The sequence below is a fragment of the Legionella gresilensis genome (assembly GCF_900639865.1).
GTDB lineage: Bacteria > Pseudomonadota > Gammaproteobacteria > Legionellales > Legionellaceae > Legionella_C > Legionella_C gresilensis.
This window is the reverse complement of record NZ_CAAAHX010000012.1, coordinates 88,733-106,670: the sequence shown is the minus strand read 5'-3', so window position 1 is coordinate 106,670 and position 17,938 is coordinate 88,733. Positions and strand designations below refer to the sequence as shown.

Sequence of the window (17,938 nt, the reverse complement as noted above, 5' to 3'; positions counted from 1 at the left end):
GAATAATGTGCATTTAGCGGTTTCTTATTTTGGCCAATATTCATCTCAAGTCAAAGATAACGGTGTTGCAGCACGTCTATTATGGAGTTTTTCTTAAAAATCATCTCTAATAAGCAGAAGGATCAACTATCCTTCTGCTTATCAATACTTTAATTCTAAATATCTTACTTTCATTGATTTCCCTATCACTTGATTTTAAAATAATCTTATTGTATAAATTTTTTATAAAAAAATGGCGAATACGAGTAGTTATTATTATACTTTAATAGAGTTTTAATTTTGACGTAGTTACCTATCTAGCTGATTATAGGGTCCACTGCATTACTAAGGTAGGGGTGTGAATGGTTACCGTATCTGGGTATGCATTACAAGAAAGAATGCGAACCAAGCATAATATAGACACTTACTATGCCTTAAGATGGAAAGATAGTCGTAAGGTTCTATTAAAAACGCCTAATAATGGTGGCTCACCTTCGGAAAACTTAGCTATTTTACAGCATGAGTACGACCTACTCCAAAAGATTAAATCTTCAACTATCATAAAACCCTACGATTTTATTCCTAATCTTTCAGAGCCTATTTTAGTTTTAGAAGGCGTTGAAGGGCAGATTTTAAGTCTTTATCTTAAGAAACATCAGTTAACAATAGGCGATTTTTTAAATCTAGCATTACAGCTAGTAGATATTATTGAAGAGTTACATCAATTAAATATTATTCATAAAGAGATAAGAGCGTCAAATATAATAATAGATCCTAGTAAATTAACCTTAAAACTAATTGATCTTAGTGCTTCTACCAAACTTACTGAAACCTTTGATTATTTAAACTTGGGTAGATTTGACGAAGGTTTAGCTTATATTTCACCAGAACAAACAGGAAGAATTAATCGCCCTGTCGATTATCGGACTGACTTTTATTCTTTGGGAATTACCCTTTTTGAAATGTTAACTAATCAATTACCTTTTCCTACTAATGATCCTTTAGAATTAGTTCATTGTCATATTGCAAAAAAACCTACAGACGTCCTTGAGCTTAGACATGACGCGCCAGCAATACTAGGCTCGATTATTGCTAAATTATTAAAAAAAATGCCTGAAGAGCGCTATGCAAATATTATTGGATTAAAACATGACCTTGAAGAATGTCAAAAGCAGTGGATAGCTAAAGGAAATATTGACGAATTTACCTTAGCCTTAAAGGATAAAAAAGATCATTTAGTTATTTCACGTAATCTCTATGGCCGAAAAGAGCAAGTTTGCCAGCTATTAGAAGCATTTGACTGCATAAGTCAAGGTAAAAAAGAATTAGTATTTATTGCAGGTTACTCAGGAATAGGCAAAACATCTTTAGTTAAAGAGATCCACAAGCCTGTTATGCAGTATAGAGGTTATTATAGCCAAGGTAAATTTGACCAGCTACAACAAAGTGTGCCTTATAGTGCTATTGTTGGTGCTTTCCAGAACCTAATTAAACAAGTTTTATTAGAAAATGAAACTAGAATTCAAGAGTTAAAAGAGCATCTTATTCAAGCATTGGGAGGCGTCGGACAAGTAGTCATCGATGTTATCCCGGAAGTTGAGCTTATTATAGGCAGTCAGCCACCAGTCCCTAAACTTAGTCCAAATGATGCACAAGCTCGTTTTAACCTAGTATTTCAAAATTTTGTACGTGTGTTTGCGCAAGCCAATCATCCTTTAGTGATGTTTTTAGATGACTTACAATGGGCTGACAATTCATCACTTAATTTTATCGAAAATTTATTACAAGATCGTGAAACTAATTATTTGCTTATTATTGGCGCCTATAGAGATAATGAGGTCTATGCAAATCATCCCTTACAACTCACTATACACGATTTAAAAAAGACAAAAATCCCTTTTACAACGATTACATTACGACCTTTGAAATTACATAATATTGAACAACTGCTAATAGACACCCTTTTTGCACCCACAGAAAAAATTCGGCCACTGGCCAAATGCATCTATGATAAAACCCACGGCAATCCTTTCTTTATCAATGTATTTATTAAAATTATTTATCAAAAAAAGATACTCGCTTTTTCTTATGATAGAGGTGCTTGGGAATGGGATTTAGACAAAATACAACAGCAAAGCGCAACCGATAATGTCGTTGACCTACTCACTACAAAAATTCATTTACTTTCTGAGCCTACTCAAGAAAATTTAAAATTAGCTTCCTGTCTTGGCCATCAATTTAATTTTAAAACATTGCTTATTGTAACTGGCCAAACTATTCAAGAAACAGCAGAACGATTATGTGATGCTATTAAAGCCAATTTAATTTATCCACTTGAAGAGCCTTACAAAACAGTAGGCTTAATAGGTTTACAAGGCATTATTACTACCGATAGCAACATCCGTTCCTTACGTTATCGCTTCGCCCATGATAGGGTGCAACAGGCAAGTTACGAACTTATTGATCCCAAAGATAGGGCTACTATTCATCTTAAAATAGGGCGCTTACTGTTAAGTAAAAAAGCGCTTGATCAGAAAAGTGAAAATTTATTCGATGTTATGAACCATTTCAATCAAAGCTTAAATTTAATTACCAATCAGCAAGAGAAACTAATGTTAGCCAAATATAATCTTTGGGCTGGTCAAAAAGCTAAGCTTGCTGCAGCTTACTTTAGAGCAGATAAATATTTATCAGCCGGCATTTCATTAATAAACGAAGATAGCTGGCGAGACAATTATGATCTTACCTTTCAGCTTTATAAAGAATTTGCCGTCTGTAAATATTTAATTAGTGACTTCACCGCCGCCGATGAAAGTTTCTCTTTCATATTAGATCATATAAGTAAACCCATTAATATTATAGAAATTAATCGTTTGAAAATTGAAATGTTTTCAACATTAGGAAAGCATAATGAGTCTTTAGAGGTAGGAATTAATATTTTAAGAAAATTTGGCATAAAAATACCTATAAATCCCAATAAATTACAGGTTTTAAGCGCCATTCTTAAAATTAAAATTCAATTAAGAAGAACACGTATTGAAGACATTGAATTACAACCCATGACAGATCAAATGCAAAAAGCAATTGCTGATTTAATAACGCAATTGTTTAATAGCTCTTTTATAGTCAATCAACAGTTATTTGTCATTCTCATTTGTAAGAGTATTGGTTTAAGTTTACGCTATGGATATACTGAAAGTAGCTCTATGGCAATGCCTGTCTATGCCTTTGTTATTATGCATTCGCTTAATCTATATGATGAGGCACTCTCCTTTGTCAAACTCTATAATAATTTAAAATTAAAATATGGATCTTCAGATTTTGAAGGTAAAAACCAATTTGTACTAGGTTCTTTTATAGAGCCTTATCAAATACCTCTCAGTGTCTGTAATAACACAGTTGCTAAAGCATTTAAGCTATGTTGTGAAGTAGGCGATTTAGTTTATAGTAATTATTGTAATTTACTTCTAGTATTACATACTTTATCAGCTGGAAAAGACTTAAATGAACCTAAAAAGAACCTTCACTTTTTTTTATCTTTCATAGCTCGAGTCAATATTTCTGATTTTGTTACTTTAGGCCAATTTTTAGAATACGCCATAAAATGTTTAGAGAACCTTGAAAACATAGATCATAGACGCCTATCCCATTTTGAGGAAGTTATTATTCAGGGAAAAAATATTACGGAATTAAGCTTTTTTTATAGTCTTTTAACTCGGCTACATTTTCTATTAGGAAATTATGAGGCAGCAATTAAAGCTGGCTTAAACCATGAGCATTTTTCAGATTATGATAAAGGCTTAATAAGCAATATAGACGGTAAGTTTTTTCTAGCATTAGCTTTATTTTACCATTACCCACATGTTTCTAAACCTGAGCAAAAATCTTATTTAAAGCAATTAAAAGTGCTTGGCGCCTTTATAAAAAAATATGCACGTTGGTGCCCTAATAATTTTAAATGTTATGCTTTACTGTTTGATGCTGAAATGGCCCGCTGCTTACAAAATCAAAATGTCCTAAGATTCTATGAGCAAGCTGTTGAAATTGGCCTTGCTAAGGGAAGTATTTTAGTGGCAGCGATAGCTAGTGAAAGCGCAGGCTGTTATTGCTTAGATAGTAAAATGGATAGACTTGCAAAGTTATATTTACAAAACTCCCATAGATATTTTAAAGACTGGGGCCTGATAGCTAAGATAAAATTATTAGAGAAAACTTATGCTAGTTTGAAATTATTAGATCAAGATAGTAGTTTACAAAAATTAGCGATCCAGCAAATTAACGCACCAAATCTAGACATGCTTGCGATCTTGAAATTCACTCAACTTATCTCAAGTGAAATCCGTTTAGATAAGTTATTACAAAAATTTATGAAGATAGTTTTAGAAAATGCAGGCGCACAACGCAGTATTATTCTGACAAATATTAATAATAAATGGGTCGTTGAAGCAGAAGGTGATCTCGAGCAACAAACTATTTACTTAAATAGTTTATCGCTAGAAGAATCTAAACCTAAATATCCTGCATCTATTTTAAATTATGTGCAAAGAACTCAAAAACCCCTTATTTTACAAGATGCTACTGAATCTGAAATTAGTTTTCATGACCCTTATATACAACAAGAACGACCACGATCGCTGTTAATGATGCCTCTTTTTTACAAAGGGCAATTATGCCGTCTACTTTATTTGGAAAACAAAAGTAATACTCATACTTTTACACCTAGCCACTTAGATAGTTTACATTTACTATCCTCACAAGCAATGACATCGCTTGAAAATGCAAAGCTTTATTATCAAGCAACTCATGACCCCCTAACAGGGTTAGCTAATCGCAATATGCTTTATGAAATATTCCAACAAACGTCAAAGCAAATAACACGCTCTCAAGAAAAATTAGCCTTATTATTTTTGGATTTAGACTATTTTAAAGTTATTAATGATACCCTAGGTCACGATAATGGCGATAAATTATTGATGCACATTGCCCAAACATTCCTGGCAACATTGCGCGAAGGTGATATTGCAGCTCGCATAGGTGGTGACGAGTTTGCTATTATGCTTGCCAATATTACTTCCGAAAAGCAAATTACAACTATTGTAGACCGTATTTTTAAAGAGTTAGTTAAACCTATACAAATAGGAGAGCATTTAGTTCAAATTACTTTTAGTATGGGTATAAGTGTATTTCCTGATCATGGAAATGATATAGAAAAACTACTTAAACTAGCAGATACTGCCCTTTATCAAGCAAAAGGAAAAGGGCGGAATCAATACCATTATTATTCGACGCAATTATATGAAGAATATCAACGCAGTCATGGCCTTGATAAGGATTTACAACGTGCTTATGATAATCAAGAGTTTTTCTTAATGTATCAGCCTTTTTATGATACTAATTCCGGAGAAATTATTGGACTTGAAACCTTATTGCGTTGGAATCATCCTACAAAAGGAATTTTGGAAGCTAGTAGTTTTATTGAGACTTTAGAAAAAAGTCCCCTTATTATTCCTGTTAGTGAATGGATAATCAAAACAGCCTGTAAGCAAGCGAAAGTATGGCAAGCAGCCAATATACTCCCAGGTCCTATCGCTATTAATATTTCTACAATACAATTCTTACGTCAATCCATTAGTGAGCTTGTTAGTAAGGTCTTGATGGAAACGCAATTAGACCACGCTTATCTTGAATTAGAAATCACAGAATCAGTTTTCATTGAATATAGCGATAAATTATTTCAGGAACTTAAAGCCTTACAAGCATTAGGTATTAATCTGGTAATGGATGATTTTGGTACAGGATATTCAGGTTTATCCTATTTAAAAAATTTACCTATTCAAAAAATTAAAATAGATAAAACGTTTATAAGAAATTGTGATACTGATCAATTAGATCAAACAATAATTAGTGGCGTTACCCAGATGGCTCATAACCTTAACCTTAAAGTTATAGCAGAAGGTGTAGAAAATGAAACTCAACTTAAAGCCTTACAATTAAATGGGGTTGACGGAATTCAAGGCTACTACTATTCACGACCGCTTACTATCGAAGGTTGTGAAACATATTTAACTAAAAAAGCTGCTCAAGTTAAAAATCACAAGCGTTCAAAGAGTAAGAAAAAAAAGTAGTCCACTCTAACTACTTCCCTTTTTAAGCAATTTTTAATTTAATCTTTTAATAAATATTTTTTTATTAAAATTAAATATTGTTATTAAACTAAGCTTGTTTATAAATCAACTTAAATATCACAGAAAATGAGTAAAACATAATTAATTTACTATGATAATTTTTTTATTCAATTTTGCAATAAATACTAATGACTATTTCTGTAAAGTTATAACGTTTCCGGCTAAATTTCAGACAAAGCACAAGGTAATGAGGCGAATGACGTTATAAATTTAAACTCAGCGAGTAACCTTCCATCCGATTAAAATAGTTGCTAAGGTATTGGATGCAAAGGGGCAAATAATGATGCTGTCAAAATTGTGAGATTTCTAAATTAACCTTCCAAATAACTACAGATTCACTCCATATTTTAGGGATATTTTATAGGAGTATTTATTGATGTCTAGGACAAATTTTTTAAAAATAGCTTTTAATTGTGTGCAGACAATAGTTACGCCAAGCGCACTTAAGCTGACTACAATGTTATTTTTATTGATTATATTTACTAAGTTCAGTATTGCTTCGGAGCCTCTAATTTATATGCGGCCAAACGAAACGCCGATGTTTACCGAACTCTATCAGCGTTATGGGCTACTTAATCCGCCAGCTCTTCATGTTTTTGAGAGCGGCGTTTACATTGGGCAACCGGGGGAAAAGGGTCCGCTGGTAATCCCTTCTAGCGTCGCTTTTTTTAATGATATAGAGCAAACACTTCGAGCTTATCATACGCGCCTTGGCAACCTAGAACTATTTCTTGATCCTAATGAAAATAAATATGTCTTTTCTCCTTCTAATGGTTCATTGCAAATTATTTTCGGCCTAGTCTATGCTATTGCTACAACCGAGCCTCAAAAACATTTTTTGTTTGTTGAAAAGATCCCTTTTTATTCATTTCACGAGCATGCAATCTCATATCGGCCTTATCCCAATGTTCGATTTCAAGGTTTTAATGATCCTAGCGAAATTAAACTTAATCCGGATGAAACATTAGTAGAGTTTGTCACTTCACCTAATAATCCCGATGGCAAATTTCGTGAACCCTATACTAAAGCAAATATTATTATCGCTGATTTTGTCTTTGCTTCACCTTCGTATGGCAGTGATGGTACAGGCTATATTAAAGACAATATTGCTTGGGTCGCTCAAGCAAGGCGTGAAGGCAAACATGTATTTACGTTTAATTCGGTATCTAAAGCGCTTGGCAAACCAGGGTATCGGCTTGGATATATCTGGTTTCCTATGCATGATACGTATGCTGCCAGTATTTTTCATAATTTCTTTTCTTATCTTTGGAAATTAACCGTGGGAACTAGCTCACCGGGTACGGCTGATGCTTTAAATCTCATTTCCGCCCTTCTATCTCTCCCTGATGCAGGGCAATCACTGCGCAATGACGCCTTTAAAACGATTGTAAAACGCCATGATATCGTCAAATCTGAGCTTCTCAGGCGTTATCCTGGTACAGAAGTGACAAGTATTCCGGGTAGCCCTACGCTTTTTGCAAAGCTGCATAGTTCTGATAGCACACCAATGACAGGCGAAGACATTATATTTAAAGATCTGAATGTTGCAGTTGATAATGGCAATACTATGGGGGCTAGCAATAGTTTTATACGCATAAACTTATGTGGCTATAGTGGTGATTTAGCTGAGTTTTTGAATCGGCTTGCTAATACTAAAAAATACCAGGCAGATGATCTTTTAGTATCAGCAGTAAATCATTGTTCACATACAACCATCCACAGTAATGAAAATGTCAGTTACGTTGTCAAACCTAATGATTGCAATATTGATATTGATGCTCGAGATGGGAATGTCCAAATCATATTACCTCCATTTATTAACTATCAGCGCAGTAATTTAATCTCGATTAGAAAAATAGATCATACTGATCATTCAGTTATAGTAGAGGCAAATAAGTCTTTGATAACACTTAAGAAAAAAGACGAACAGTTAAGAATGCAATGGAATCAACCTTTTTTCTTAAATGGACAATGGCAAACTATAACACCATAAATTAATTCTATTCTCCTATTTCGTTAAGGGGCTGTTACAGCCCCTTTTAATCAGCGTTTATTAAACCATTCCTATTAAAAGAAAATTTCTTTAATCTGATTTATACTTTATTTTGAAGGATGAAATATAAAGGATTATTTATAATGAAAGGTATAATTTTCAGTAATTTTCTGGAAATGGTTGCTGAAGTATTTTCACCTGAAATGGTAGAAACTATTATTGAACAATCTAATTTATCGACCCAAGGTGCTTACACAGACATTGGTACTTATGATCATCAAGAGCTTCTTAGATTGATTAAAAATTTGAGCCTAGCTATAAAAATCCCTATTTCTCAATTACAAATTGAATATGGCAAGTATCTTTTTAATAAGTTTTTAAATCGGTATAAAGATCTCATTCAAACGGCTAATTCAACCTTCAAATTTCTCCAACAAGTTGATAATCATATCCATGTTGAGGTACGTAAACTTTATCCTGAAGCAGAACTACCTCGATTTGAATGTAACATGTTAAATGATCATGTAATGACTATGAAATATAGTTCAAATCACCCATTTGCTGACCTTGCTGAAGGTTTAATTTTAGGGTGTAGTCGTTATTTCAAGGAAAACATACAGTTAACGCGTCAGGAACTTAAACCTGAAATCGACAAAAAATATGTAATGCTTTTTACACTCGAGAAAAGGATTAACTGTGCAAAGGATTGATATTTTGCTCAAACAGCTGGATCGAGAAAAAAGAGCTCGCAAGGAAGCTGAAAATATTGGTGAAAATAAATGCCGCGTCCTTTATCAAATTAATCAGGACTTAGAAGCGCTATCTAATGATCTAGTTGATAAAGAGAAAAATACCAGAGCCATTTTAGATGCAACGCCTGATGGTATTTTAGTCATGGATGAGCAATTTCATGTCGTTCGCTGCAATAAAGCCGCATGTAGGTTATTTGATTACACATCTAAACAGTTAGAAGGAAAAAGTATACATAAATTAATTGATTTTATATCCCCTAATCAATCAAATCTTAAAATTACCTCACTACTTTTAACTATTCCTACTGACAGTTTGACTGAATTTATTGCTGTAAAAAAAGATAAAACGCGTATTCCTATTGAACTAGCTATCTCTACTGTCGATTTAACCGAAAAAATATCTATTATCTGCGTTTTACGTAACATATTTGATAGGAAGATGGCAGAGCGTCGGGTAACTATGCATCATGAATTAGTACGTCTGATGGCTGAACACACCTCTCTTGATGAAATTGCGCTCAAAATCTTAAAAACTATTTGTGAGTTTATGGGATTAGATGAAGGCGCATTATGGAAAGTAGATGAGGTAAATAAGGTATTAAGATGTGTAGATACTTGGATTAAGAGTAAAGAAATCAGTAATTTCGCTGAAGCAATCAGTAAAAGCCTGACTTTTCCCTATGGAGTCGGATTGCCTGGCACAGTTTGGCAAAATAAATCTATAAAATGGATTTCAGATATAAAAACAGAATTAAACTTCCCACGCTCTACTGCAGCTGAAAAAGTAGGCCTTCGTAGTGGATTTGCTTTGCCTATCCTTTTTGAAGGGAAAGTATTAGGAGTGCTTGAATTTTTTAAAAAAGAAACGCAGCTACCTGATAAGAAAACAATGGAACTTTTGAATGATATCAGTAATCAATTAGGTATATTTATTGAAAAAGAACAGGCACAAAATAAAGTTTCAACTTTATCAAGATTATCTGGTATGTCTGAGGTTGCATCATCAATATTGCACAATGTTGGAAATACATTAAACAGTATTAATACCTCCGTTCAAATGATCCAAGAGAATTTAAATTTATCCAAAATGCCTAAACTAGAAATGATTGCCGATTTATGCGTTGAGCATGCAAAAAATAAGGGCACATTAAACGATGCAAAAGGTCAATATATCCCTGAATTTTTAACTCTGCTGGCTCAGGAATGGAAAGATGAAAATTTACATTTAGCACAAGAAATAAATAACTTAAAAAAAAATGTACATCACATTAAACGCATCATTGAAATGCAGCAATCTTTTAATTATTTAATTAAGACAACTGAATTAATTTCACCTGCAGAATTAATCGAACACGCCTTAATTATACATGAATTAGAATCTAATCATTCAGATATTAAAATCATACGTAATTTTGAACCAGTTCCAAAGATAAAATTAGATAGGGTAAAATTACTGCAGATTATCTTAAATCTTATAAAAAATGGAATGGACGCACTGGCAGAAAGTAATAGGAAAAACAAGGTATTACAACTTAAACTTTATGATAAAGATAACTCTATTATTATTGAAGTAATTGACAATGGTATAGGCATTCCATCTGCAAATTTAACAAAAATATTTTCTAATGGCTTTACCACTAAAGAATTTGGCCATGGATTAGGTTTACATACAAGCGCTCTTTTTGCCAAAGAGCTAGGCGGCAGTTTACAGGCTAATAGCGCCGGGCTAAACAAAGGCGCCACGATAATTTTAATTTTACCCAAGTACTCCTTAGAATCCGATAGTCAATCAAACCCACTTTTCTACCCTAAAGATGTAGATGAGTGAGAAGCAAATCACTATGCAAAAAGCTAAACAATAAAACATGAAATTAAGAATGCTAAACAATAATGTTATGAAATTAACTATTAGCTCCCTATTTCCACGTATAATGGGGTTTTTGTTAATTAATTTAAGTATATTGCCTTTGCCTTATTTTCTAGGTAATTATCAAATCACCTGCAATGATATAAAGCCCAATTTAGCGAGAGAATGTCTATTAAATTTTTCATTTTTTGGAATTTCTAAAAAGCAAACTAATTTAAACACACTTATAGGTGCAGCAATCATAGGCACATCAACCTATTCTATTATGCTTAAAACAACAGATGGTTTAATCAACATGACCCAAGATTCAAGTGTAGGTTATGCTAAAAAAGAGAAAATTGTAGATACAATTAACCAATTTATTGCTACAGGTACGCACAACTCAGTTAAGCTTGCTAATCCTAATCCTTGGTGGCTTAGCTTAATCTCCCTTTTATTTACCGTAGTTGGCCTTTATATAATGCTATTTTCTAGTGGTTATGAACTTATTTTTGATAAAACAAATAATAGACTGCAATATATGACAAAAAATATTACTGGTAATAAGAATTTAAGTTTTGTGTTATCGGATGTATCTAAAATCAATGTTGAAAGTAATATTAGCAACAGACGGGACGGCAGCCGCACTTTTAGATTAGTCATTCTCATGAAAGACGGTCAAACATATCCGATTACATCCTATTTTACCTCTGGCGCATATCAAAAAAGAAAAATTGCCAAAAAAATTAATACATTTTTAAACATAGCCAGTTAATAGACTACGTTTATTGGATTAAAAATAGACTTATGTATTGACATCATAAGTAGCAAATGGAAAATATCTAACCAATATACATGATGACCAAAATGAGCCTTACAGATGTATTCAAAATATACTACTACAACTGCAAAAGTTGACACCTTCTTTCAGCTAAATAGAGTAAATCAAATCAATCAACAGGCACTGTCCAGAGATATTACAGAACTTCAGAATATGAAAGGCCTACTAAATAGCCAGCGAATTAAACTTCTATTCGGTCATTATGGAATAGACCTTGTTTTTCAAGAAGGTAATTTTCGAATATCAAATTTACATTCCGATGGCATAATGCGAACTTGTGCAATCGTTAATTTTTCGTTGCCAATTCCAGACTGGTTAAAAACCACCCACAACAAAATTTATAGTGGCAGCTCTATCGGTCAAACCATTAAAGATCAGGGATTTGAGTTAGTAAAAGAAGACGCCTATTTCGGTATTATTAATTTACCTAAGGCTGTAAAGGATAAAATGGAAACTGATGAAGATTCAGCTGCCGTTCATATTTATCAATTACTTGTTAAAAACCCTGAAATATCAGAATCTATAGTTTATTGTACTATTAGTGAAATTCAAAGCCCTTTATATTTCACCCTGGAAGATCTACGTCAGCTAAATCCCGAAAGCCGAAAATATAGTGAGTTAACAGAACTTGTACAAAAAACTTTAAAAGATATAAGTACATTAGATCAATATTTTACCCATTCAAAGGCTAATCAACCTTAATTTGAATAAGTCAAAAATTTACTTATAGATCAAATTCTAACAAGTATCCTGGGTACAATGCAGTAAAATCCGGATTCCGGCCTAAAGGCCTGCGCCAGGCTACTTATTAGTTAATAATTCCTAAAATAATAAATTCATCTGATTGCTTTTAAATCAATTTGATGTAAAATAGGATATTTATTTAGTGAGGCGGCTTAGATGAAAGAATGTGAAGAACCCAAAAAACAGGTTGATAATTTTCCTTACAAAACATCCTTATTTTTAACCACCTCTCTAGCAATCTATGGACTTATACGTAAAGGAAATTATCGAGCTGCTTTAGAGCTTTATTCTAAAGGCGGTGGCGGATTTAATGTATATCAACAATCAAAACGTGTTTTTGCTATCGACTATCATCCATTCTGGGATAAAAATGCAAAAGAGAGCGTCTATAAATTACATTATCATCGTGGCGAAAGTAAAAATCAGATGAAAAAACATCGCCCTTATGAAGGTGGTTGGTAACAAAAGTTAAGTAGCCTTAATGCAGTAACTAAGGATAAGGCTACAACCAAAATAAGAACATTCACATTTTTATTTATTACAAATTTATTCTTAAAACCTCTGTGGGGTGAGAAAATAGCTCACCTTCACAAACAATTTTTGCGCCTTGATTTTCGTAAAATCGATTTAAACTAGGTTTTAATGTATCTAGTACAATTAAATTAGCGCCTAATTGGGTCGTTACTTGCTTAGCTTGATCAATAATTTGCTTACCAAATCCAAGGCCGCGGTAATTTTTATCTACATAAACATACATTAACTCTTGCGCAAAAGAAGCACCTGTAGACTCATCAAAATTGCGATCTATTAATGCAAACATAGCGACAGGTTGGCCTGCAAATAGGCCAATATAAACCTTTGAACTTAAGTTACGCATAAGTTCTTCTCTATATTCAACGCCTTTATTACGAATATATCCCCATTCATCTTCAGCCCATTTCGCCGCAAGTGGCACATATTCCATGCAATTATTTAGGGTTTTAAAAGTAATTTTATGCTTTTTTAAAGCGGAACTAAAAAGTAACATCATAATCCTCACGCATTAAATATAAAGCGGATTGTAACTTGTTTGGACTACTGTGGCTATGTTTGGATCAGGCTCTTATTTTCTAAAAATTAATGCTTATGTTATGTTAAAGTTATAACAAATCGGTTGAATGATATGGCAAAAATATTGCAAAAGAGTACGCCTTGGAAAGCCAAGTTCAGTAGCAATGTACGGCAAGTTATTGCAAGTATGCTCCACTTCCCCCTAAAGTTTTTAATACCTAAGCTTCGCAATTATCGTGACCATTCAACATTAATTTCAAATGCAACTTATAGTCCATGGCGCACAGATGAGCAATTTCTCAAGGTCATCCAATTAGTAAAGTCCAATACCTTATTGGATAACATGCGATTATATGAAATTTGGCAACTCGCTAATCAAGTCAATCATCTTCCAGGGCATGCTATTGAAATTGGCTCTTGGCGGGGAGGATCAGGCTGTTTAATTGCTCATCGTCTGGCGCAAGAAAATAAAGAAACAAAGGTATTTTTATGTGATACCTTTCGTGGCATCGTGAAAGCTAGTAAGCATGATCTTTTTTATCAAGGAGGCGAATTAGCAAGTGATGAGCATGTCATTACTGATTTGGTAGAGCGTATACAATTACAAAATGTAACGACTCTTCCAGGCATTTTTCCCGAAGAAACAGGCAATCAAGTCAAAGATTATATGTTTAAATTCGCTCACATCGATGTTGATGTTTACCAAAGTGCACATGATGCCTTTGAATGGCTCCTCCCTAGACTAACTCATGGTGCTATTGTTGTATTTGATGATTATGGTTTTTTCTCAACCAATGGCATACGTGACTATGTTGATGAATTACAAGGCAGGCAAGATCTAAAAATTATCAGAAACCTAAATGGGCAGGCTGTTGTTATTAAATGTTAATAGAGTATAGAAGGAGCAACTGTCTTGATCTAAAAACTCATACCTTCTGGCGCTGTGGTATTCTCATTAGCGAAATCATCCTTTTCACTTCTTAAGTCCTCTATTTCTTTTTTAATTGTTTCTAGGTATTGTATTAATTCTGCCTGGTTTTTATCTCCGCTTGTACTTTGCTCCATAATTGTTAGTATCGCCCCTTCTTTTAGGACCGCAATAAAAACTTCATTCCTTATTTCATTAGCAGATAATTCTCTGTTTGGCATGAGTGCTTCATTTTTCCTTTCTAATGCATCTATTTCTTCTTCCAACTTTTTCCACTCAGCTACTATTGTGTCTAAATCTCCCTCTCCCTTACAATTAACCGCCTTTCTTAGATCCTTAATTTTTTCTTTATTCTTCTTCACTTTTTCTTCATTAGTTAATTCTTCATTATCACCATTGCTGCGACTAAAAAAAGTATGAGGATGAGCTCCATTGGAAATGGGGGAAATTTGAGGATCACCTTGTAAAGATTGGTTTTCTAATTCTTCTTTTAATTTTTCAAATCGAACTATTTGATCCACTGAAGCCAAAGCGTTGTTTATAGCTTTACGACTCTCATCCAATCGAGTTGGATTTTTTATCCATTGCAATAATCTTTCTTCAATCACTTTATATTGCTTACGAGCTTTACTATTTGGGGCGTTTTTAATCCCTTTCTGAACTGCTTCTAAATCTGTCTCAAGATTACCTGTTAGAGTCGATATTGGCAGTCTATGTTTTGTAAATATATCTAGAATATCTTGATTAGATTTCCTATAATTTTTCATCGTACTTCTTTTTTCTTTGAAAAGCTCTAAACTAACTTTCTTGTCTTTAGCTTCGACTAATTGTTCAATGTCTTTTGTTAATGCCTCCAGCCTCGACTGACTCTTCTTATATATTTGACGATTTTCATTAAAATCATCTATCTTGTTAACACATGAGTTAATAACTCTCTTTTCTTCTTCCCACGGCTCTTGAGACTCCTGTATTTTCTTAATAAGACTATTTAAAAGATTAACAGCTTTAGGATCCTTAGGATTTGCGTACCGTGGAAATTTCATTCCTATTTCAGTCAGCAAGGCCTCCTTAGATTCAATGTACATAACTCCCTTACCATCCTTACTAGTACCGAAGACCTTTAATAGTAACTGCATTTCTTCTAACGTTAGGCCGTAAGGTGCTCTTGCTACCTCTCTATCTCTTTCTTTTTCTGAATCCTGAACACGCTCTTCCTCCTTCTTTAGTTTTTTCTCTAGCTCATGATAGCCCATTAATTCTTTTAGTTTTTCTTTAATTTTAGGATTTTCTTTAGGATTATATTTTCGTTTACGCCAATTTTCGATTAATGAAATAACTTTATCTAACTTATCTAATTCTTGTGTAGCACCGCTTATATTAGTGGTTAAAGTCGCATAGCACTCTTGATCAAAATTTTTATAATCTTTTATAAAGTTTTGATATTGAATTGTTAATGCGTCGCTAATAGCGAGATTTTTCGAAACCATAATAAATCCTCATACAACTCGATTGATATAATTATAGACAATAGTTTTTTTTATTTTCCATAGAGAATAAAGATTGTTCGGATTACGGGAGTGGCTAGACGTCGCCCTAAGGAAAAGATAGCAATTTAGCCCCACGTTCATCGACTTGCTCGCAGAATCTAAGAATCTTGTTATCGCCTAGATTGGGCTAAACGAAGTGCAGCCCAACAGATTACCAATATGCTACATGCCTTCTGACTCCAACTGTTAGGCTGCACTATACTTAGCCAAACCTACCTTTACTGGCCTGCTTTTAAATTAATTACTTAAGACATAATAAATAATTCATAATTAAATTATCTCTTTTAAGCACCTAAAGTACAATTTAAGTATAAGAAGTTTTTATTAAACAGATATTACCTAGATCATAAGTCTATATTTAAGCTAATCTTAGCTTCCTTCAAAAGGAAAAAGAATATCTATTGAGATAATTGATTCACAAAAGAATTTTCTTAATATTCCGTTAATATTTCTGTTTTATATTTCCAACCTTATAAATTTATCTCGTTTATTATGTTTTATCACCAATATCTAACTTACCGCTCCCGCTGGCAAAAGAGTATTAAAGAATATGAGCAGAAGATAAGCACAGAAAATGCAACAGTCAGCATTCAAGATCTAGTTGCTTACCCCTTAAATAGAAAAGAATCCTTTGGTGAGTCAAAAAATAGTAAAAATCCATATAGAAATTTAGACTCATTGTCACGTTTAATGGATCACATAAGTACTTTCTTTCAAATGGCAAATCTCTATCATGAACATGCTTATTATGAGGTTTTACCAGAAGGGGGCTGTCAATTGAAACAAGGTTGCCTTAATAAAATTACTCGATTTTCATTGCCTGAATTTTCCTTATATAGTCAAAATCCACTAACCCTAGCTCAATTTGCCTCTGTTATAGAAGAAATTGAAGCTTTAGCCTGTAGTGTTCATGATAATGTTCATTTTTTATTAAGTTCTTTTTCTGTGGTCAATAACCAGGGAGAAAATTTAAATGTTGCTTTATATGTTCAAGGTGGACAACCTCCTAAAATAGACACGATTGTTAAAGGATTTGCATCTAAAATTGACATTACCTATCCAAATTCCACGAATTTTTCTCAACAAAAGAATAGCAATTTTAATCCGACAAAAATAAAAACGATTAGCGCTTATACAGCGGGTAAAATCGACAGTGAAGGCGTTATTTCTAATAATAGTATTCTTGAAATTGAAACTCGAGGAGGCGCTCGATTTATTCAAGCAATTGATATTTGCTTAGATCATGCCTATTCGCATTCTAAAAAGTTACTATTAGGTCAATTAAATCAAACTATAGATTATAGTCATTGCGTCCCTGAACAAGCTGATCATATTCTTACTTCAAACTCTATTGATCCAGAAAACGCTGCAAAAATTAGTCCTTCTATCCTTCATGTTGATCCAGATCCAACAACCTTTGATAAAGACAATAGAGAAAGATTGGTTAATAAAGATAAATTTTTAAATCCAGCTACTATTGAACCAATAAGCCGCTACCCTAAGATGCAAATCTTAAATGAAGATAATGGCATTCATGTTATCAACCCACCTTTTGGTTCTAATTATCGGGTAGTCGCTTATCAAGAAAGAAAATTAGGAGGATTTACCAAAGATCTAGACATTAAAATTAAAGCACTTAATAAACATATTAGGGCTAAGCAAATACATAATCTATTACCACCTTATGGTTCATTACAAGAATTTCTTTCTATCGAAAACAATATGCAAAAGGTTTCTAATGCGACATCCATGTTATTAACTACTTTAACTCAAAAATGTAAACCCAATTTTTTTGAATACTTTTTTAAGACTAAAAATCTTTATATAAAAAAAGAAGTCAAAGCTATTTTAGATGATGCGGCAATTACGTTGCGAGACTTAAAAGTACAAGACGCAGAAACCTTGGTTAATACGCATGTCTGGTCTAAAGATCTTAAATTTAAACTTAGTCAAATAAACAATGGTTTTCCTAACTCTTTTATTAAAGAGATAAAAAATGCTATTGACACTTTACAAAAAGACTTTGCCTTACCACCAGAATGGGCAAACGAATTATCCTTTAACTAATACTTT

Annotated in this window: 11 protein-coding genes; 9 read left to right on the top strand and 2 right to left on the bottom strand. The window is 33.1% G+C overall.

Going from position 1 to position 17,938, the window contains the following annotated elements:
* Positions 1–341 precede the first annotated feature (341 nt).
* From E1P04_RS13965 to E1P04_RS13935, 7 genes are all read left to right on the top strand, one after another.
* Positions 342–6,104 (top strand): EAL domain-containing protein, encoded by a 5,763-nt coding sequence (locus E1P04_RS13965; RefSeq protein ID WP_131783519.1) that lies wholly within the window; start codon positions 342–344, stop codon positions 6,102–6,104.
* A 436-nt stretch (positions 6,105–6,540) separates the two neighbouring features.
* Entirely contained in the window at positions 6,541–8,157 is a 1,617-nt protein-coding gene (locus E1P04_RS13960) for an aminotransferase class I/II-fold pyridoxal phosphate-dependent enzyme (RefSeq protein ID WP_131783518.1), read from the top strand.
* Between the two features lie 143 nt (positions 8,158–8,300).
* A complete protein-coding gene (locus E1P04_RS13955) occupies positions 8,301–8,867 on the top strand; it encodes a heme NO-binding domain-containing protein (RefSeq protein WP_165482793.1) in 567 nt (188 codons plus the stop codon).
* Positions 8,854–10,737, top strand: coding sequence for a PAS domain-containing sensor histidine kinase (locus E1P04_RS13950; RefSeq protein WP_131783516.1), 1,884 nt, complete (start codon positions 8,854–8,856; stop codon positions 10,735–10,737). The genes E1P04_RS13955 and E1P04_RS13950 overlap by 14 nt, the downstream gene beginning before the upstream one ends.
* A 49-nt stretch (positions 10,738–10,786) precedes the next feature.
* A complete protein-coding gene (locus tag E1P04_RS13945; protein ID WP_131783515.1) occupies positions 10,787–11,530 on the top strand; it encodes a hypothetical protein in 744 nt (247 codons plus the stop codon).
* A gap of 105 nt (positions 11,531–11,635) precedes the next feature.
* Entirely contained in the window at positions 11,636–12,298 is a 663-nt protein-coding gene (locus E1P04_RS13940; protein WP_131783514.1) for a hypothetical protein, read from the top strand.
* Positions 12,299–12,496: 198 nt separating this feature from the next.
* A complete protein-coding gene (locus tag E1P04_RS13935) occupies positions 12,497–12,802 on the top strand; it encodes a hypothetical protein (RefSeq protein ID WP_131783513.1) in 306 nt (101 codons plus the stop codon).
* Between the two features lie 76 nt (positions 12,803–12,878).
* Here E1P04_RS13935 and E1P04_RS13930 read toward each other — a convergent pair whose 3' ends face one another.
* On the bottom strand, positions 12,879–13,367 hold the full coding sequence (locus tag E1P04_RS13930; protein ID WP_131783526.1) for a GNAT family N-acetyltransferase: 489 nt from the start codon (positions 13,365–13,367) through the stop codon (positions 12,879–12,881).
* A 135-nt stretch (positions 13,368–13,502) separates the two neighbouring features.
* Between E1P04_RS13930 and E1P04_RS13925 the strand changes: the two genes are divergently transcribed.
* A complete protein-coding gene (locus E1P04_RS13925) occupies positions 13,503–14,279 on the top strand; it encodes a TylF/MycF/NovP-related O-methyltransferase (RefSeq protein WP_131783512.1) in 777 nt (258 codons plus the stop codon).
* A gap of 29 nt (positions 14,280–14,308) precedes the next feature.
* Here the strand turns inward: E1P04_RS13925 and E1P04_RS13920 are convergent, their stop codons facing one another.
* Positions 14,309–15,805: a hypothetical protein gene (locus tag E1P04_RS13920; protein WP_131783511.1), complete on the bottom strand. Its 1,497-nt coding sequence runs from the start codon at positions 15,803–15,805 to the stop codon at positions 14,309–14,311.
* 552 nt (positions 15,806–16,357) lie between these two features.
* Between E1P04_RS13920 and E1P04_RS13915 the strand changes: the two genes are divergently transcribed.
* Entirely contained in the window at positions 16,358–17,932 is a 1,575-nt protein-coding gene (locus tag E1P04_RS13915) for a hypothetical protein (protein WP_131783510.1), read from the top strand.
* Positions 17,933–17,938 lie beyond the last annotated feature (6 nt).